This window comes from Thalassotalea sp. Y01 (genome assembly GCF_012932945.1).
Lineage (GTDB): Bacteria > Pseudomonadota > Gammaproteobacteria > Enterobacterales > Alteromonadaceae > Thalassotalea_A.
Window position 1 is genome coordinate 144,978 of the sequence record NZ_JABBXG010000005.1, and the last position, 20,758, is coordinate 165,735.

Consider the following 20,758-nt stretch of genomic DNA (forward strand, 5'->3'; position numbering starts at 1 on the left):
CTTTTTGTTATTCGTATCCCATATCTTCTGAAAAACCTTACTCTGTCGCCGAAAACTGCTCAAATCTTTTTCGGCATTCTTTATATCCATCTAGATGCTGCCGTGCTGCGGCATGTAATCTTTAATACCGCATTAAGCACAGCATCTAAGATCCAGATTTTCATCGGGATGACGGAGAAGAGAGGTGTTACTGGCTGAGTTACTATGCTTATAAAATTTTTTAATTACGGTGTAGTCGCTTTTTCCAGCTGCGGGTCACTTGATAACGCCATAAGAAATTTATGGTGAAATATCCTAGGGTAGAAAAAAACACTGAACATGCAGCACAGCCCAATAAGAATGGCCCGCCAACCGTGGATAAACTACTAACAAACCAATCCCAGCTTAATTCAAAGGCAAACTCCTGCTCAGGCACGCCCATTAATACCGTGCCAATAAAATAGCAGAAGTAGAAAATCGGTGGAATGGTGATTGGATTGGAAATCCAAACAAGGGCGATAGACAAGGGTAAGTTACCTTTAAATAAAATCGCTAAGCCGGCGGCAAATACCATTTGAAATGGTACAGGTACAAAGGCCATAAACAGACCAATGGCAAAGGCTTTTGATACCGAACGACGATTCAAACTCCATAAATTAGCGTCGTGCAATACGTCACCAAATATTTGTAAATGTTTGTTGGACTTTATGGTTTGATGGTCCGGTAAATAACGTTTTATCAGTTTTTTGGGCATAACTTTCTTATCATGCGGACCGCGAATTTGCCCTTACAGGCGCCGAAATATCGCGGTGGATGCGTGGTCTATACTTAATATTCTAGTCAAAAACGACGTTTCAAACACCGAAACGAACACAGAGAAAATGGATAATTCACTATGGAACGGTGGTTACTGTGCTTTTTGGCGGGCAGCATTGTTGCCTGCTGCTTACCTATAAATTTGTCTTTATTCTACTTGCTTGGCGTACTTTTGTCTTGCCTTGTCATACTGTTTTTATTAGCAAAATGGCTATTTGAGCAAACTAAACAAAGTATAACAGCATACTGCATAGCATTTTGCTGCGGATACAGTTATTTATTGATGTCGGCGATGTCATATCAATTTAAGCTAAGCCATGACCACGTAAATCAAGTCAATATCAGCCGCTGGTATTTGTTAGAGCAAGTAAACCAAAACCCATATCCTAATCCGATTACGGTAAATGCTAAGGTATTGTCTTTGTTGCCTATTATCGATTTATCGAATGCCGACACCTGCAATAAAGACAAATACATCGATAACAAGGTATCTCATAAGATCAATATCAGAATTGAGCAAATTGATAGCGAGCAATTAACACATCCATTTGTCGCTCGGGTCAGCATCAGTGAAGTGCACTTACCATTACACTTACCTTTGCATGTATCTGCGCACCTTGGTTCTGAATCTAATGCTGCATATAAAAAGCAGTACCAAGTAAAGGGTGAAATCGAAAGCAAGTACGGACACAAAGACAAAGGCAAAGACAAAGACAAAGGCAAAGACAAAGACAAAGACAAAGACAATTGCAAAGGCAAGCACAAAGAAAAGGGCAGAGAAAATGACAACCGCAAACGAATATTGTCGCAAGGCGATAGCGTACAACTTAGATTAAAACTAAAACCAGCCCATGGCTTTGCTAATCTTGGCAGCTTTTCCTATATGCGTTGGCTAAAAAGTAATGACATTCAATTTAGTGGCTATGTAAAACCTGATGCAAACAATCAAATTTTGCTGCAACAACCAAGCATGCGTCAGAGTGTACAGCGGCAACTGCAATCACTGATACAAAACAGCTCAACAAAAAATAGCCCAACGCAAAAAGCTAGGCAATATTTAGCTTTCATCTTAGCGCTATCAATAGGTGATAAAAGTCAGCTTACACAACAGCATTGGCAATTATTACAAAACACTGGCACCCAACATTTAATGGCTATCTCTGGTCTGCATTTATCGATTATCGCTGGTCTTGGGTTTTTATTAGGGCGGTTGTTGCTAATGCTTATGCCTGAGGCGATATTCGGCAGAAACTGGATAAACGTCTACGGCTACCTTTTACCAATCGCAATGAGCTTAATACTGGCAACCTTTTATGCTTATTTAGCAGGTTTTGCGATGCCAACTGTTCGAGCACTAGTGATGCTTTGGCTGTTTTTTATGTTTCGATTTTTAAAGCAGCCCTTCAAACCGTTTCGATATTTACTGCTCAGCACCTTTGTCATTGTCTTAATTGAACCTTTTGCCATATTCGATATCAGCTTTTACTTATCTTTATTGGCTGTGATGATGATCATTTATGGCGTCTATGTGTTCAAACATCACTTGGCAAATCGCTCATGGCCTATTCGGTTTATTGCGTCATTATTGTTGGTGCAGGTGGTGGTATCTTTGATGGTATTGCCATTGTCATTGTGGTTTTTTAACAACATGTCGTTACTGTCGCCCGTTGCCAATATCATTGTGGTGCCAATCATGTCGGTCAGCGTTATACCGTTGAGTTTACTTACCACCATCAGTACTATTTTTTCATCGGCCGACTATTTTTCTGCATCGTTCACCACTACAAGTATGCCCGCAGGCTTGGCGCACGATGTGACGATTTTTCTGCTGCAATTTACCACATTGTCTTTGGATTTTTGCCTGCAGTATTTACGATGGTTAAATCAATTTTATTTTGAGCTGCCAAGCATAAATAGCCTAGTTAAAGGCCTTTGTTTATTTGTTGGATTATGTTGCGCTTTTAGTTGGGTTTTGCCTATCAATACAAAGCAAAAAGCATTATTTGTCGCACTGCCTAGCACACTGCTGCTGGTGATGAATGTGGCTATTACACATTCATCACCAAGTGACCAGGGTTCATGGCGAGTAGTGGTATTTGATGTTGGTCATGGTTTAGCTGTTCTAATTGAAAAGAACGGACGTGCCATGTTGTATGATACTGGCGCAAGATTTAAAAGTGGTTTTAATTTTATTGAATCCAGCGTCATGCCTTATTTGCAATTATCTTCTGTAAAACGGCACACTAAGGCCAAACAACGCAGTGATGCGAGCTCTAGCCCTCTGGATATGGTCATCATTAGTCATAGCGATAATGATCATGCAGGAGGCATAAATGCACTCCTTAAACATGATTTAACCAAGCTCATCATCAGTAATGCAACTAATGTTATACAGGCTGTTAAAGCAGCTAATCAGGTAGATAAACAAGAGCAACCGCATCAAATAGCAAATAAAATAAAACTTAGCCGATGCGTTAAAGGGCAAAGCATTTACTGGCAGGGACTCACTATTGAAATGCTTTGGCCAGACAGCATTAAGGGTGAAGAAAACGATGACTCTTGTGTGTTAATGTTGTCAGATGGTAAACGCAAAATATTATTGCCAGGTGATATATCAAAGCGGGTAGAGACACGGCTGTTATCAACCTTAGCCAGTAATATTAACGTAGTGATTGCGCCACATCATGGTTCAAAAAGCTCATCCAGTTTAGCCTTTGTTGAAAAGCTTGCACCAGATTATGTTGTATACAGCAGCGGTTACTTAAATCGCTGGCATATGCCGGTGCAAGCGGTGCAACAGCGTTATCGACAAATGGGCAGTAAGGCGTTTAATACTGCCGAGCAAGGCATGTTGGTATTTGATATTAACAACAGCACCATAACTGCGCGCAGTTATCGACATGACTTATGGCGACCTTGGCCTTTTAATTAGCCTTGATATTTAAACCAAGCGAACCAATATTGACTATTATTAAGGCAACCAACAAAAGCTGGCTGTTAACACTATGATTTGCGTCTATTTCTTGTAAAATAGGCGTAATAGAATAATAACAGCCTCGATTTGAGACTTATATGCAAAAAAACGTGCAAAAACGTGCGCAAAAAGAAGCGAGCACATGGCAACAATTTCGTCGCTTGTTTCGTTATACTCGTGGCCTAAGAACAGGCTTCGCGTTTTCCATTCTTGGTATGTTGTGTTATGCCGGCATCGACACCTTATTTTTCTCGCAACTTCAGCCATTAATCGATGACGGATTGACCAATGCTAATCCAGATATCCTAAAATACGCACCTATTTTTGTTATCGTCGCGTTTGTTTTGCGCGGCGTTGCCCACTTTATAGCCACCTATGGTTTAGCCTGGATGGGTAATCATGTGGTGATGCGCTTACGGCAACAACTGTTTGAACACATTGTCGCCATGCCGGTACCGTTTCACGATAAAGAATCTACCGGTACACTGATTTCAAAAATCACCTACGACACCGAGCAACTGCTTAAAGCGGTCTCAAAAGCATTACTAACGCTGATACGCGAGGGGGCCTTTGTTATCGGCCTGTTGGGCTTGATGTTTTATAACAGCTGGCAATTATCGTCAATTTTCTTATTGATAGTGCCCGTTGTCGCGGTCATCGTTGTCGTGGTATCGAAACGTTTTCGCTCAGTTAGTAAACGTATTCAAAAAATGATGGGTATCGTTACCAGTGCGACTGAACAAACCTTTAACGGTCACAAAGTGGTGCTGACTTTTGGCGGACAAGAGCGTGAGTATAAGCGCTTTGCCAAAATCAATAATCAAAATCGTCAGCAGCGCATGAAAATGGTTGCTGCCAAGGCCACCAGTGTGCCTATTATTCAAATCATTGCCTCTATAGCCTTGGCATTTGTATTGTATATGGCAGGGCAAGACGGTCTTATTGAAAACCTCACGCCAGGTGTATTCACCACTGTCGTGACCTGTATGATCATGATGCTACGCCCACTTAAATTGCTGACTACGGTAAACAGTGAGTTTCAACGTGGTATGGCAGCGGCAGGCAGCATCTTTGAGGTGCTAGATAAACCGATTGAACAAGATACCGGCACCATTGATTTGCCTCGTGCGCAAGGTCGAATCGCTTTTGAACAGGTCGGCTTTAGTTATGATGGAGCTGAAAAAGCCGCATTAAAAGATATTAATTTTAGCCTTGATACGGGCAAAACCTTGGCTTTGGTTGGTCGTTCTGGCTCTGGTAAATCAACCATCAGTTCATTGCTGCTGCGTTTTTACAATGCCGAAACCGGTGAAGTGAAAATCGACGGCGAAAACATCCGCGATTATAAGCTAAAAGATTTACGTAAACAGTTTGCTTATGTGTCACAGCAAGTGGTGTTATTTAACGATTCTTTAGCCAATAACATTGCCTACGGTAAACCGGATGCCAGCCGTGAAGAGATTGAAAACGCCGCAAAAGCTGCACATGTGATCGAATTTGCTGAAAATCTACCGCAAGGTCTTGATACCAATATTGGTGAAAATGGCTCAATGTTAAGTGGCGGTCAACGTCAACGTGTGGCTATCGCCCGCGCTTTATTGTGTGATGCGCCATTCTTGATTTTAGATGAGGCGACGAGTGCCCTTGATACTGAATCTGAGCGTCATATTCAAGAAGCTCTCGTTGAGCTACAAAAAAATCGTACCAGCGTGGTTATCGCCCACCGATTATCCACCATCGAAAATGCCGATAGCATTATTGTTATGGATCAAGGTGAACTGATAGAGCAAGGTAATCATAGCGAATTGCTGGCGAAAAACGGCGCGTATGCACAATTGCACGCTTTTCAGTTTGGCGATTAACGGACTAAGGCGACGACTGTGCGATTGATTGAACAAGCTTGGTATCAAAACCACCCAATACGCTGGTTATTGCTGCCGCTTAATGTGTTGTTTTGGGCATTGAGTGCGCTGCGCCGCAGTTTGTATCGCTACCATATTTTAAAGCAACCGAAACTTGATGTACCGGTTGTCATCGTGGGTAATATTGGCGTTGGTGGTAATGGCAAAACGCCGTTGGTGGTATTTTTAGTTGAACAATTGCAACAACGAGGCGTTAAGGTTGGCGTTATAAGTCGCGGCTATGGCGGAGAAAAACGACAAACTCCTTTGCTAGTCACCGATGACGTCACGGCAGAGCAAGCAGGCGATGAGCCCGTGCTTATATATCAGCGCACCAAAGCGCCTGTGGCGATTAGCCCGGATCGTATTGCCAATGTTGAATTGCTAATGCAGCAAGGTTGCAACATGATCATCAGTGATGATGGCTTGCAGCACTATCGCTTAAAACGTGATGTTGAACTGGTGGTAGTCGATGGTAAACGTCGTTTTGGCAATGGCTGGCTGTTACCAGCAGGTCCTTTGCGCGAAGGCGTGTGGCGCTTAAATTATGTTGATCAGGTTATTGTTAACGGTGGCCTTGCCAATGTCGATGAAATGGCGATGAACTTAACCGCCGATTCGGTGGTTAATGTCAAAAGTGGTAAGCGTTTGCCATTAGCGCAATTTATGACTGACGTTGTTGCAAATAACCCTGTGAATGCTTTGGCAGGTATTGGCGATCCGGAACGGTTCTTTAATACTTTGCGCAGCCTTGGTTTTTCACTAGCCAATCATGTTGGCTTTGTTGATCACCATAAATTTAACGATAACGACTTTGCTCAATTTTCTGAGAAGCAGGCGTTGATAATGACCGAGAAAGACGCAGTAAAATGTGCGCACTTGGTAAATGACAACAGTTGGTATTTGCCAGTTGATGCCAGTTTTAATGAGCAAAAGGGTTCACAATTAATCGAATTAATCATGACGAGATGTAAACACTATGGCCTTTGATATAAAATTGATGGAAATTCTTGCCTGCCCAGTATGTAAAGGCAAATTAAGCATTAACAGCGACAAAAGCGAACTGCTTTGTAAGTTTGATCATGTGGCTTACCCAATTGAGCACGACATTCCGGTGTTGCTGGAAAGTGAAGCGAGAAAGTTAACCGAAGAAGAGCGTAGCTAATGACATTTACTGTGGTTATTCCAGCCCGTTTTCAGTCAAGTCGACTGCCGGGCAAAGTATTGGCCGACATTAATGGCAAGCCAATGATTCAGTGGGTGGCGGAAAAAGCCATGGCTTCTGGTGCCGAAAAGGTGATCATTGCCACCGACAACGACGAAGTTGAAAAAGCCGTACTTGGCTTTGGTGGTGAAGTGTGTAAAACCCGCGCCGATCATCAATCGGGCACCGAACGTTTAGCCGAAGTGGTCGAAAAATACGGTTTTGATGATGATGATATCATCGTAAATGTGCAAGGTGACGAACCATTTATTCCCAGTGAAAACATCAGTCAGGTGGCCAAAAACTTAGGTCAACAAAGTAAAGCCCGAATGGCAACATTAGCGGTGAATATTCACTCGGTAGAAGAAGCGCTAAACCCTAATGCAGTCAAGGTACTGTGTGATAAAGACGGCTATGCCTTGTATTTTTCTCGCGCGACTATCCCTTACGATCGCGAACGTTTTCTCAATCAAGAACGCATTGAAGAGATAGGCGATTTTTACTTACGCCATATTGGTATTTACGCCTACCGCGCTGGTTTTATTAAAGACTATGTATCTTGGCCTGCAAGTGCTTTAGAGCATATTGAAGCGCTAGAGCAGTTAAGAGTGCTATGGCAGGGTGAAAAAATCCATGTTGAAGTCGCCGCCAATCGCATGCCAGTAGAGGGTGTTGATACGCAACAAGATTTAGACAAAGCCAGAGCGTTTGCGAAGCAATTATAATGTGTCATTCTTATATCATATTAGTTATATAAAATAGCTTTTTAGAACCAATTTTGATATTGGTCTAAATAGTAAGACATGTAATTTTGTGACATAATTTTGCTTCCTCTTATTTGTTCGCTCATATTTAAGGGGCTTAGCAAGGACGTAAAGCGATTAAGAGTCCATTTTTAATTTTAAAAATAATGAAATCAGATCATCTATGAATTTAACACACTTAAAACAGCTTGAAGCTGAATCTATCCATATCATTAGGGAAGTTGCCGCCGAGTTTGATAATCCGGTTATGCTGTACTCTGTCGGTAAAGACTCTGCAGTTATGCTGCACTTAGCCATGAAAGCGTTTTACCCGGCGAAACCGCCGTTCCCATTAATGCACGTTGATACCACGTTTAAATTCAGACAGATGATCGAGTATCGTGATCAGGTTGCTGAAAAATTTGGTCTTGATTTGATTGTTCATACCAACCAAGAAGGCGTTGAAGCCGGTATGAACCCATTTGATCACGGCAGCGCCAAATTTACTGACGTGATGAAAACCCAAGCGCTTAAACAAGCGCTTAACAAGCACCAGTTTGATGCCGCCTTTGGTGGCGCGCGCCGTGATGAAGAAAAGTCTCGAGCCAAAGAGCGTGTGTATTCATTCCGTGATAAAAATCACCGTTGGGATCCAAAAAGCCAACGTCCAGAGCTTTGGAACGTGTATAACGGCAAGGTTAATCAAGGTGAAAGTATTCGCGTATTCCCATTATCAAACTGGACCGAGCTTGATATCTGGCAATACATTCACTTGGAAAACATCGAATTGCCACCATTATATTTAGCGGCTAAGCGTCCGGTTGTTGAACGCAACGGCACACTTATTATGGTTGATGATGACCGTATGCCACTTGAAGACGGTGAAGAGCCTGAAATGAAGATGGTTCGCTTTAGAACCTTGGGTGATTACCCACTAACTGGTGCGGTTGAGTCGGATGCGACAACGCTACCAGAAGTTATTCAGGAAATGTTATTAACCAAAACCTCCGAGCGCCAAGGTCGTGTGATTGACCATGACAGTTCAGGCTCGATGGAGAAGAAAAAAATGGAAGGCTATTTCTAAGCCAACGCCATTTATTTTATTGGGTTAATAACATAGGATTTTAAAGGTGCTGGCTAGATAGCGAGCACAAAGGATAACAACAATGAATCAAGAACAAGCTTTAATTGAAAACGATATCGAAGAATATCTACGTGTCCACGAAAACAAAGACATGTTGCGTTTTCTGACTTGCGGAAACGTCGACGATGGTAAATCAACACTGATTGGCCGATTACTGCACGACAGCAAGTTGATCTTTGAAGATCACATGGATGCAATTAAAAGCGACTCTAAAAAATTCAATACCACCGATGGCGAGTTTGACTTAGCGTTATTGGTAGACGGTTTACAATCTGAACGTGAACAAGGCATCACCATTGATGTCGCTTACCGTTATTTTGCAACTGAAAAGCGTAAGTTTATTATTGCCGACTGTCCAGGTCATGAGCAATACACGCGTAATATGGCAACTGGCGCGTCAAACTGTGATTTAGCGATTGTGATGATTGATGCTCGTTACGGCGTACAAACACAAACCAAACGCCACTCTTACATTGCTTCTTTGCTCGGTATCAAGCATGTCATTGTTGCCGTAAATAAAATGGACTTGGTGAACTACTCACAAGATGAGTATCGCAAGATCAAAGAAGAGTATCGCCAGTTTTCAAGTCAGTTAGATATTCCTGACGTGCGTTTTGTGCCTATCTCGGCGTTAAAAGGCGACAACGTTGTTAATCGCTCTGAAGAAATGGACTGGTACCCAGGTGCTACGCTTATGGGCTTGTTAGAAACCGTTAAGGTAAACAGTGACAAAAACCTAGATGATTTTCGCTTACCAGTACAGTATGTGACCCGTCCAAATCTAGATTTTCGTGGCTTTTGCGGCACCATCAGTGGTGGAACCATCAACGTTGGTGATGTGGTAACTGCGCTACCATCAGGTAAGTCATCTTCAGTAAAGGCGATTGTTACCGCAGATGGCGAATTGCAATCGGCTAGCGTTGATCAAGCGATCACCTTAACCTTTAACGATGAAATTGATGTCTCTCGTGGCGACGTCATTGTCCGTTCTAATAAATTGGCAACGGTTACCGATAAATTCGAAGCGACTATCGTTTGGATGAGCGAAGCGGCGTTGCAACCGGGTAAAGAGTACGAGCTTAAAATTGGCACCAAGAACGTGTTTGGCCGTATTGATAACATTAATTATCGTATCGATGTTAATACCCTTGAGCACAGCCAAGAAGATGAGATGAAGTTAAATGAAATTTCATCGTGTAACATTGCTACCAATGGCCCTGTGGTTATTGATGCTTACTCACAAGTGGAAGGCACGGGTTCGTTCGTTATTATCGACCGGTTGAGTAATATTACGGTAGGTGCAGGCATGATCAGCAAAACTTTTGTTGAAGGTGAAGCAGAGCCAGAACTGAAACGTGAGTATTCACAATCTGATGTGGCATTGAACGAATTTATTCGTACACAGTTCCCTGAATGGGGCTGTAAGCCAATTTAAGATGGTCTAACGACTAAATAATACGATTGAAAGGCGGTCTATGCCGCCTTTTTTGTTGCTGTATTGATTTGCGTTAACTGTGGTTCGTCACTCCGTGCTACGACTCGGAATCTTATAAACAGAATGCAAGATCCCGTTTTTCAACGGGATGACGGTAACGGGTTGCGTTGATAAGGTCAATGAAATGATTAGGCAATGGCAAAGCTGATAAATGCGATGCGCTGGTAATTTTAGACGTTAAACTTGAAAATACTAAAGCAACATACAAACGACAATATATCTTGCTGACATTAATTGGCTGATATATGTTACTACTATAACGATAATAAGGTGTCGGTGTCATGAGTGATATTAACTTGTACACAGCTGACACTGAAGAAAAGGTTGTTTAATGCTGAGCATTGATCAATGGCTGATGTTAACGATTTTCGCGGGTACCTTTATTGGACTGGTGAAGTATCAAAATGCCCCTGAAAAAGTATTCGCCGCTGCAACCATGGCGTGTTTAATATTGGGCTTTGTTAACACTAATGATATTTTCAAAAATGCCATTAACCCTGGCCTGCTAACGCTGATATTACTGATCAGTTGTTCGTTTGCGTTTGAACGCACCAGTTTTTTGCGGGTTTTATCAAGCCATCTTATCGGTAAAAATACCTTTTTATCCTATATTAAAACGTTGTTTACCACGGCTATCGCCTCGGCGATTCTAAATAATACTGCGGTGGTTGCGACGTTAATATCACCTATCAAAAACAATAAATACATTAATCCTGGTCGCTTATTATTACCCTTGTCATATGCGGCGATTCTTGGCGGTACATTAACGCTTGTTGGTACCTCGACTAACCTTATCGTTAACTCGATGCTGATAGAACGCGGCTTGCCAAGCTTAAAGTTTTTCGACTTTACCATGGTAGGCCTGGCGGCATTAGGCGCATGTATGTTTGTGTTGCTTATCCGTATACGCGCTTTACCAAAAATTGCTACTGATCCAAAAGATGATAAACACTATTTTGTTGAAGCTCAGGTAACTCGCGGCTCTAAATTAATTGGCCGTTCAATCGAGGAAAACGGTCTACGAAGCATGGACTCGTTGTTCTTGGTTGAGCTTATTCGTGATGACCACCTGATTTCTCCAGTAACACCTGATGAATACATTCGTCGTGGCGATAAACTTATTTTTACCGGCGATATTTCAAAAGTATTCGTGTTGCAGCAGTTTGACGGTTTGCAGTTGTTTGCAGAGCAAGATGGCTTATTGCGTGACAACCTTACCGAAGTGCTTATCAAGCCGGGCTCATCTATTATTGGCATGACCCTGAAGCAAGCGGGTTTTAGAGCGCGCTTTGATGCTGCGGTGGTGGCTATTCGACGAGAAGGCTCTACCTTGTCCGGCAAGTTGGGTGATATTATATTGCAATCCGGCGACTTTTTGGTGCTAGCGGTTGGTAATGATTTTGTTACCCGTACCAATATCACCAAAAACTTTTACGTATTGTCCGGTGTGAATCCCGAAGATATGTTGTCAGGTTGGCGAGATCAATTTACCTTACTCGGCTTTTTATCGGCAATCGGTGCCTCGGTTATATTCGGTTTCCCGTTATTGAAATGCCTGATTTTTTATTTGGCGTTTTTGTTTGCTTTTAATTGTTTATCCCTCAATGAAATCAAGCGTCGTTTCCCTCTGGAAATATGGCTGATTGTGGTCAGTGCATTAACCTTAGCGACCGCATTAGAAAATACCGGCGTCAGCTTTATAATTGCCGATAAAGTGCATGAATTTGTGCAAGGGCAAACGGTGATGATAGCCTTTGTTGCGGTGTTTGTAATTACCTTGATACTGACAGAGATTATTACCAATAATGCCGCCGCGGCATTGATATTCCCGATCGCCTATAATATCGCCTTGGGTTTAGATGCCAATCCATTACCGTTTATTATGGCGGTTGCCTTTGGTGCCAGTGGCAGCTTTATCAGCCCTTATGGTTACCAAACTAATGTGATGGTATTTAACGCCGGTAACTACCGACTGAAACACTTTATAAAGGTTGGTGTACCTGTGTCACTGACCTACAGCGCGGTTGTGCTGTATATGATCCCGCAGTTTTTTCCATTTTAGCGAAGACAATTTATTTAATAGAGCCAAAAACATGACGATGAAAACAGAAAATACCGTATGGCACGAGCACAATGTAAGCAAAGCCGAGCGTGCTAAGCAAAAATACCAGCAGCCATGTTTGTTATGGTACACTGGGTTAAGTGGTTCTGGTAAGTCTACCGTTGCGAATGCGGTTGATGCCATGCTGTATGCCCGCGATTGTCATTCGTATATTCTTGATGGTGATAATGTGCGTCATGGCCTAAACGGTGATTTGGGTTTTTCTGACGAAGATCGCGTTGAAAACATTCGCCGTATCTCACAAGTCGCTAAGTTGTTTGTTGATTCTGGATTGATCGTTACCACCGCGTTTATCTCACCATTTCAATCAGACCGTGACATGGCAAGAGCACTGCTAGAAGGTGGCGAGTTCTTAGAAGTGTTTATTGATACGCCAATTGAAATTTGTGAACAACGCGACCCTAAAGGCTTGTATAAAAAAGCCAGAGCAGGGGAGATCAAAGACTTTACCGGCATCGACTCTGGTTATGATATTCCACAATCGCCAGAAATCCATGTTGAAACAGCTAACAAAAGCATTGAACAATGCGCCTTGCAGATTGTGAATCACCTAGAACAAAAAGGCTATATTCCTAGCAAGTAATAAAGCGAGTAATTTTGGTACTTATTGAACAGGGCGGCTGATACCTAAGACTAACCGATACTTGCTTTTAGCAATACGGTATTGGCCTTAATCCTCACTTTAACTAGTAACTGATATCCGTAATTCACAAATGGTCATACCGACCTTTCACCGTCTACTACCCCCTTCGTCGTCATTCTGATGGAAATCGGCATCTTGCATTCTGCTGCTAAGATTCCGTGTCGTAGTACGCAATGACGAATGTGGAAAAACGGAGTAATTGGGGGGGACGTTGTATTCGCATTCCCCCTCTTTATCGTCATCCCAACCACTTACCGTCATCCCGATGAAAATCGGGATCTTTAAAATACATTTTTTGTAACCCGCTTTGCATCAAATTAAGTCTTCAAAGTGTCAAAAATAATAGTTTTTAAAATGACAATTAGTCGAAAGCCGTTATTTATATGGGTTGTGGGGCGATAGTTAAGAACGAAAAACTGTAGGTTTTTTTTACACTGACTTTTTTTGAGAAATAACGAAAACAGCCAACTTATTGAAAAGTAATATATTAGAACAGTTGGCTCGATATATGCTTTATATACACCGCTAACATTTAGAGATATTAAATGCTCGCTACACTGTTGTAATGACAGTTTTATAGCACTTCATAAAACGTTTAGCATCCTGGCGCTTACCCGGCGCCTTTTTTTTGCCTAAAATTTGACTGATCAGCAAGTTTACGTGCGCCTTTGTCAATAATGCTTACAGCCAATTCGCGTCGTTTTAGGCAAGACTTAGCTGTTCCAGTTCACGCTGTTTTGATCGGTTTACACACTAAGATGTAACAAATCATAAATGTTTTCAGTGGGCACTGGATTTTAAAAGTAAATATTCGTAGTATGCTGACGACAATAATTATATCCGTGCTCGTAATACAATAATTCTAGCTACGAGCCAATAAAGGGATGAGATCATGAAACAGGTAATTGCGGGCGCACTTTGCTCGTCACTTCTATTATTAGCCGGTTGTAACGAAACGACAACTGCCGCTGAAACGTCTACTGAACAACCAAAAGCTGCAATGAAAACGCAAAAAACAGCGTTAGCTTCTGGTATTGACCAAGCCAATATGGATAACAACGTTCGTCCACAAGACGATTTTTATCTTTATGTAAATGGTGGCTGGTTAGCAACTAACCCTATTCCAGGTGATAAAACCGCTATCGGCTCATTCTACGACTTACGCGATAAGTCTGATGAAGACGTAAAAGTCATCATCGAAGAGCTAGCTGCATCGAAAGACCTTAAAAAAGGCACTGACGAGCAAAAAGTTGCGGACCTATTTAATTCATTTATGGATGAAGCGCAAATCAACGAGCTAGGTGTTAAGCCGATCGAACCGATTCTTGCTGAAATTTCTGCACTTGAAAATAAAGATGACCTTTCTGTATTTTTTGCTAAGTCGCAAAAAATGGGGCTTGATTCGCCAATTTATTTCTACGTAAGTGTTGATGCGAAAAACTCAAGCCGTTATGCGGGCCACGTATGGCACTCTGGCTTAGGTCTTCCAGATCGTGATTACTACTTCAAAGAAGAACAGCGTTTTGTACAAATGCGTGCTGACTACGTTGCACACGTTGCGAAAATGTTTGAGCTAGCGGGTCAAGAAAATCCACAGCAAGCAGCAGAAAGCATCATGGCATTAGAAACCAAGATGGCTAAATTGCACTGGACTCGAGTACAAACTCGTGACAGCGAAGCGCGATACAATCTGAAGAAAACCGCAGAATTGAACGAGTTGACTGATGCAGTTAATTGGTCAGCATGGTTGAAAGAACTTGGTGCAGACAACCAAACTGATATCATCATTAACCAACCAGACTTCGTAGAAGGTTTTGGTAAGATTGTTGCTGAAACAGACATGGCTACTTGGAAGACATTTCTTAACTGGCAAGTTATCGGTGGTTTCGCGTCGTACCTAAACGATGAACTAGCTAAGCAAAACTTTGAATTTTACGGTAAAAACATCAACGGTCAGCAAGAGCAAAAGCCACGTTGGAAGCGCGGTGTTAGCCTTATCAACGGTAACTTAGGTGAAATCATCTCTAAGGTATACGTTGCTCGTCACTTCACCCCTGAAGCGAAAGACCGTATGACCACCTTGGTTGAAAACTTACGTGACGCTTACGGTGAGTCTATTGATTCACTAGAGTGGATGAGTGATGACACCAAAAAAGCCGCTCGTGTAAAACTAGCTGCTTTCACGCCTAAGATTGGTTACCCAGACAAGTGGGAAGACTACTCAGCAATTGATATCAATGGCGAAACCTTAGTTGCTAACCTAATTAGCGCTGACAAAGTAGGTCACGCTAAAGCGATTGAAAAGCTTAATGGCCCAATCCGCGATTGGGAATGGCACATGACGCCACAAACCGTTAACGCATACTACAACCCAACGGTTAACGAAATCGTATTCCCTGCTGCAATTTTGCAACCGCCATTCTTTAACATGGCTGCAGATGACGCGGTAAACTACGGTGGTATTGGTGCGGTTATTGGTCACGAAATGGGCCACGGTTTTGATGACCAAGGTTCTAAGTACGATGCCGATGGTAATTTAAAAAACTGGTGGACTGAGCAAGATTTAGCTGAGTTCAAGGTACGTTCAGAGCAACTTGTTGCCCAATACGACGGTTACCAAGTCTTTGACGACTTAAACGTAAACGGTAAGCTTACTTTGGGTGAGAATATCGGTGATTTGTCTGGTTTGACTATCGCATACCGTGCGTATAAAAACTCACTTAACGGTGAAGAAGCACCGGTGATTGATGGTTTAACAGGTGATCAACGTTTCTTCATGGGTTACGCACAAATCTGGCGCGGCAAGCGCACAGAAAAAGCAATGCGTGAGCGTGTAGCAACTGACCCTCATTCACCAGGTCACTTCCGTGCAATTGGTTCATTATCTAACATGAACGAGTTTTACGAAGCATACGGTATCAAAGAAGGCGATGCGATGTACATTGCTCCTGAGAAGCGCGTAAAAATCTGGTAATTGTTTATCAATTAATGTGAAAAGGCGCCCTAAGGTGCCTTTTTTATGCACAGTTGATTGATGATTGAAATCCGTCATTGTTAGTTCGCCATCCCGGCGATAGTCGGGATCTTCCACACAATATTTGAAAAGATTCCGATTTGCATCGGAATGACGGTTGTTGATTGAATAAGCTTACCTAGCACCTAGCACCTAGCACCTAGCACCTAGCACCTAGCACCTAGCACCTAGCACCTAGCCTCTTGCCCAAAAAACAACCAAGTCTATAGCTATCAGAAATAATATATACCCCTATGTAAATATTACAAAAGCTGCCTAACTGGTATGATCTCGGCTAGCTGTATTCATTGAACGCCTACGTAAGCAGTAACGTGACAGACAATAATAAAAACCTAGACGATGCTTTCAAAACGGCATCGCAAACGCGTCGTGATTTCATTATGAAATACGGAAAACTCGCCGCGGTAACCCCTGTTGGCTTAACCATATTGATGTCACCAGAAACATCGGCAGCACCGAAATCAAATGCTTTTTTTTGTAATAAACGGCCAAATCACCCAAAATGTAATCGCAATAAACGAAACGGTTTTAAGTAATTGAGAAAGGGCAGTGGTTACATATGTTTGATATAAAATTAATTTTATATGTCTAGCTCTAACTCTATGAGTAAATAAAAAACAGTTAAAATTTAATGACATATCACATCAATATTTTACAAATTCGTATATCGGGGTTATTATCAAACGTAAGCATTATCTACTAATAAAAACAGGCGAGTAGTATTATGGCTGGCAACGACAATTTAACTGAGCAAAATAAAGACTCAAAAATGGACAAAAATTCAGGTGTAAAAACGGCGTCGCAAACACGACGTGAGTTTATTAAAAAATACGGAAAGCTCGCTGCAGTAACACCTGTGGCGTTAACCACGCTTATGTCGCCTGAAACGTCGGCCGCGCCAAAATCATGTAAGCCTCAACAGGGGAATAAACATTGTCCGCCAGAGCCAGCATCAAATGGTTTTTAAGCTGGCTTGTTATTAGTTCGTTATTTGTTACACTGAACACTAGAAACATCAGATAAAAACTGCGGTAACGTTATGAATCGTAAATATATTGCTCTCACAGTTTCGTTATTCTTCGCCTCGTCAGGCGCCGCTCTTACTATGGTTGATAGTGAAGAGCTTTCTGCGTATTCAGACAGCGCTTTGTTGCTTGATTTATACAACGAAGAAGAACAAAACGACTACATTAAAGAACAAGAGCAAAAGAAAGCGGAGCAAGATGCGGCTTTATCTGGTTCATCTCAATACACCACCGACTCTGATGTGATTTTGGTTGAAACCAAAGAAGACAAGCGCAAGCTTGAAGAGCAAAAAAAGGCGCTTGTGAGTGAACAACGAACCGAGCTGACGCAAGACTTAAACGAAGATGCCAAACGTAAGCTTGAAGCACAGTTGGCCGAAACGGGTGCGCCACCAAAATCAAATGCGACAACTGAAGCCGCTACTGCGGTTGCTGCTAGTCAAAACCTACCCGCTACGGATGCTGAAACGGCACAACAAGATACGCAAGTCGCACAAAACACCCAACCGAAAACCTTTGATGAGTTACGAGCGCTTAACTTAGCACCGCCGATTCCTCCTGGAACATTAGGTGGCGGTAATGGTAATGGTGGCCCTGGTGGTGGAGCAGTAACCCCGTCATTTAACTAACCTGTTTACTGTTGCTATGACTATCGAAAACTCTGGTAAGTCCAAAGCGGCAGTTACCCCCCTAGATAATAGTTCCATTTTACAAGGCTGCTATTATGCGCTTTTAGCGCTGATCATCTGGCTTCCAATCCCTCTTGGTTCAAATCGTCCATGGGCTTGGAGTATCATGGAAGTGGTCAGCTTTGTAATATTGGCCATTGTTGTTGCGCGCATACCTTCAAAAGCGTTTACCGAACAAATACGAGCATACTGGCCTTTGGCACTCGGTATGTTGCTATTTTTGCTGTACCAATTTATTCAACTTGTCCCTTTACCGGTTAATTTTGTCAAGGCATTGAGCCCTAATACCGTCTTAGTACAACAGCATGCGAATATTTCATCTGATTGGTTGAGCATTGCCGTGGATTCGAATCAGGCAATTATTGCCACACTAAAAGCCTGTAGTTACTTTGCCGTCATGCTGTCGGTGTTGCTGTTAGTTACCGACTTTAAGCGATTGAAATACTTGCTGATTGCCATCATTATCGCTTGTACTTGGCAGGGCTTTTACGGCGCCATCATGGCATTAAGCGGTCAAGAACATAGCTTTTTTTGGTCAATGAATAACAACTCTACCGCTAATGGTAGCTTTATATACCGCAACCATTTTGCCAATTTTCTGATCATGGGCTTAGCCGTTGGACTGGGTTATTTAGTGGCGACGTTGGATAAAGATAGTATCGATAAACCAAGTCGAAGAGAAAGAGCAACACGCTGGTTAACCTCGCTTGTATCGGGTAAAGCTGCGCTTAGAATAGCACTTGCAATTATGGTGATCGCACTTGTTCTATCGCGTTCACGTATGGGAAACACCGCATTTTTTGTGGCGCTTACCATTACTGGTGTACTGGCATTTATATTGCTTCGCCAAAAAAGCAAAAGCTTGGGTATATTACTGATCAGTGTGTTGATCATTGATACCTTTATTCTTGGTGCTTATTTTGGTATCGACAAAGTCAAAACTCGTATTGAGCAAACAACGGTTGCTAACGAAGCTCGAATCGATTTTAACGAGTATTCTTGGCAGCTAGTGGAACTCTTTCCAAGAGTCGGTACCGGTGGTGGTGGGTATTACACTGTCTTCCCGTTAGTGCAGGGGGAGGATGTGAATGCCTTTTTAGACCATGCTCATAATGATTACCTGCAATTTGCCATTGAATACGGGATCCCGGCAACGCTATGGTTAGGCATAATTGTCATGGTCAGCTTGGTGCAAGGCATTATTGCGATGCGACGGCGACGAAGCAAAATGTTGCAGGGGCTTGGTTTTGCAACGACCTTAGCGATAATTGGCATGTTATTGCACATTAGCGTTGATTTTAATTTACAAGCACCGGCTAATGCGGCCTATTTTCATATTGTGTTAGCGTTGGCCTGGATTGCAAACAACGGCCTGAAATCAAAAAAAGCACGAATACTTAAACATTAATTGCCTTTTTATCGATGCGAAAATCGTCAACTATATGAACGTTTTGTGAAAGGTAAAAATAAAACGAAAAATTTTGACGAATTTTTTCTAGATTATGTTAACATTTGAGCTATAGTTGGTAATGGATTTGTAGAAAAACTACAATAAAAACACATACGTACAAAAAACGAAAAGGTTAACAACCTGAAATGTACGTGTTAATGATGCAGTAAAAATAAAAATAAAAATAACAATAACGCCGAGTCTAGTTGTGACGTTATTTCGTTAGCTAGTAAGGCCTCAGGGGTTACCAGGAAAGTGAAGCGCTTAACGACTTCTATCACAGTTTTTGCGTCATTGCAGGCACTCTATGCCAGCAATGCGTTTGCCTTTGAACAAAGCCCAATTCAATTTGCAGGTTTTAATGTTGTTCCTAAAATTACCGTTACCGAATCTTATACCGATAACTTACTGCAAGACGCCGACAATGAAATCAATACCTGGCTTACCCATTTAAAACCATCCGTGGCTTTAGATAAGCAATATGGATTAGACCGATACACATTAAATTACGGTCTATCTCATAAAACCTATTCCGCCAAAGGGCGTGACACCATCACAGACCATAACTTTGGTGCGGGTGCCATGTTCGACTTGGGTACCCGTCATAGAATCTCCGTGAATGGCAAATACGCCATCTTACATGAGGAACGCGGCCGTGATTTTTCCATCGGTTTTGGTGAACAGCTTGATGAACCGACGCCATACGATACCATTAATGCCGAATTTAAATACACCTTTGGAGCAAGAACCGCGCAGGCGAATTTGGATTTTTTCACCAGTTATTATGAAGTTGATTATGACTCGGTGTCGTATAGCGAATTAAACATTGACCCCGAAGATAACGTGCCACCGCCACCAGAAGATGATTTTGATATCACCGCCGATCGTAACTACGACAAAATCAGCTACGGTAGTGAATTGCGCTACAAACTTGGCGCATTTACCGATGTGTCGGTAAAAATTGAGTTTGCCAATACTGCTTATGAGACCAACCGTTTCGGTCAACCGTCGTTAGATAATGACGAATTTAGAGTTTCGAGTCGCTTTGCGTGGCAGGGCACGGCAATGACAACCGGTTATGTGAATCTGGGGTACGCAGAGAAGTCCTTTGATGCCGATGAGCGTGATAAAGGGGACGGTGTGCGCTGGCAAGTTGGCGTGATTTGGAAGCCGCTTACGTATTCAAACTTTGATTTTTCAACCGCTCGAGACGTGTCAGAGCCAAAAGGTCAAGGTAGTTACATTGAAAATACCAACTATAACTTGTCTTGGCATCACAATTGGTTGGAACGCTTAGGCACACGATTGCATGTTACGTTCAGTGATGATGATTATGGTGATTCCGATCGTGAAGATGAGAACAGCATCTATTCAGCCAGCGTGCTCTATAAAATGTGGCGAAATCTAAATTTCACTTTATCCGTTGCCAATCATGAACGGGAAAGTAACTACGATACCCTTGAGTATACGGAAAATAGGGCATCTTTATCGGTTAAATATCATTTATAGCCGAGTATTCATAAAAGTATTAAAGCAGTA

16 protein-coding genes are annotated in these 20,758 nt (G+C 42.2%); 15 read left to right on the top strand and 1 reads right to left on the bottom strand.

The window, feature by feature from the left end; translation table 11 throughout:
• Positions 1–220: 220 nt before the first annotated feature.
• Positions 221–733, bottom strand: coding sequence for a DUF2062 domain-containing protein (locus HII16_RS08960; protein ID WP_169129429.1), 513 nt, complete (start codon positions 731–733; stop codon positions 221–223).
• A 345-nt stretch (positions 734–1,078) separates the two neighbouring features.
• Between HII16_RS08960 and HII16_RS08965 the strand changes: the two genes are divergently transcribed.
• The 15 genes from HII16_RS08965 (at position 1,079) to HII16_RS09035 (ending at position 20,728) form a co-directional block, all read left to right on the top strand.
• The gene (locus tag HII16_RS08965; RefSeq protein ID WP_211183468.1) at positions 1,079–3,727 is read left to right on the top strand and encodes a DNA internalization-related competence protein ComEC/Rec2; all 2,649 of its coding nucleotides are present in this window, start codon (positions 1,079–1,081) and stop codon (positions 3,725–3,727) included.
• Between the two features lie 140 nt (positions 3,728–3,867).
• Positions 3,868–5,631 (top strand): lipid A export permease/ATP-binding protein MsbA, encoded by a 1,764-nt coding sequence (msbA, locus tag HII16_RS08970; protein WP_169129433.1) that lies wholly within the window; start codon positions 3,868–3,870, stop codon positions 5,629–5,631.
• Positions 5,632–5,649: 18 nt separating this feature from the next.
• On the top strand, positions 5,650–6,660 hold the full coding sequence (gene lpxK / locus HII16_RS08975; protein WP_348981400.1) for a tetraacyldisaccharide 4'-kinase: 1,011 nt from the start codon (positions 5,650–5,652) through the stop codon (positions 6,658–6,660).
• Positions 6,650–6,835 (top strand): Trm112 family protein, encoded by a 186-nt coding sequence (locus HII16_RS08980; RefSeq protein ID WP_135437423.1) that lies wholly within the window; start codon positions 6,650–6,652, stop codon positions 6,833–6,835. Before lpxK ends, HII16_RS08980 begins: the two co-directional genes overlap by 11 nt.
• Positions 6,835–7,599 (top strand): 3-deoxy-manno-octulosonate cytidylyltransferase, encoded by a 765-nt coding sequence (gene kdsB / locus HII16_RS08985; protein WP_169129435.1) that lies wholly within the window; start codon positions 6,835–6,837, stop codon positions 7,597–7,599. The genes HII16_RS08980 and kdsB overlap by 1 nt, the downstream gene beginning before the upstream one ends.
• A gap of 190 nt (positions 7,600–7,789) precedes the next feature.
• Positions 7,790–8,701 (top strand): sulfate adenylyltransferase subunit CysD, encoded by a 912-nt coding sequence (cysD, locus tag HII16_RS08990; protein ID WP_348981407.1) that lies wholly within the window; start codon positions 7,790–7,792, stop codon positions 8,699–8,701.
• Between the two features lie 82 nt (positions 8,702–8,783).
• Positions 8,784–10,196: a sulfate adenylyltransferase subunit CysN gene (cysN, locus tag HII16_RS08995; RefSeq protein WP_169129439.1), complete on the top strand. Its 1,413-nt coding sequence runs from the start codon at positions 8,784–8,786 to the stop codon at positions 10,194–10,196.
• A gap of 391 nt (positions 10,197–10,587) precedes the next feature.
• On the top strand, positions 10,588–12,318 hold the full coding sequence (locus HII16_RS09000; protein ID WP_348981401.1) for an SLC13 family permease: 1,731 nt from the start codon (positions 10,588–10,590) through the stop codon (positions 12,316–12,318).
• A 31-nt stretch (positions 12,319–12,349) separates the two neighbouring features.
• Positions 12,350–12,961, top strand: a complete 612-nt coding sequence (cysC, locus tag HII16_RS09005) for an adenylyl-sulfate kinase (RefSeq protein ID WP_169129441.1) — start codon at positions 12,350–12,352, stop codon at positions 12,959–12,961.
• Positions 12,962–13,913: 952 nt separating this feature from the next.
• Complete coding sequence (locus HII16_RS09010) at positions 13,914–15,995, top strand: M13-type metalloendopeptidase (protein ID WP_169129443.1); 2,082 nt, start codon at positions 13,914–13,916, stop codon at positions 15,993–15,995.
• 371 nt (positions 15,996–16,366) lie between these two features.
• Complete coding sequence (locus tag HII16_RS09015) at positions 16,367–16,591, top strand: hypothetical protein (RefSeq protein ID WP_169129445.1); 225 nt, start codon at positions 16,367–16,369, stop codon at positions 16,589–16,591.
• Positions 16,592–16,779: 188 nt separating this feature from the next.
• Complete coding sequence (locus HII16_RS09020; RefSeq protein ID WP_169129447.1) at positions 16,780–17,022, top strand: hypothetical protein; 243 nt, start codon at positions 16,780–16,782, stop codon at positions 17,020–17,022.
• Between the two features lie 72 nt (positions 17,023–17,094).
• Positions 17,095–17,709 carry a hypothetical protein gene (locus tag HII16_RS09025; RefSeq protein ID WP_169129449.1) on the top strand — a complete coding sequence of 205 codons (615 nt, stop codon included), beginning with the start codon at positions 17,095–17,097 and terminating at the stop codon, positions 17,707–17,709.
• A gap of 16 nt (positions 17,710–17,725) precedes the next feature.
• Positions 17,726–19,177: an O-antigen ligase family protein gene (locus HII16_RS09030; protein ID WP_169129451.1), complete on the top strand. Its 1,452-nt coding sequence runs from the start codon at positions 17,726–17,728 to the stop codon at positions 19,175–19,177.
• Positions 19,178–19,474: 297 nt separating this feature from the next.
• Positions 19,475–20,728, top strand: coding sequence for an outer membrane beta-barrel protein (locus HII16_RS09035; RefSeq protein WP_169129453.1), 1,254 nt, complete (start codon positions 19,475–19,477; stop codon positions 20,726–20,728).
• Positions 20,729–20,758 lie beyond the last annotated feature (30 nt).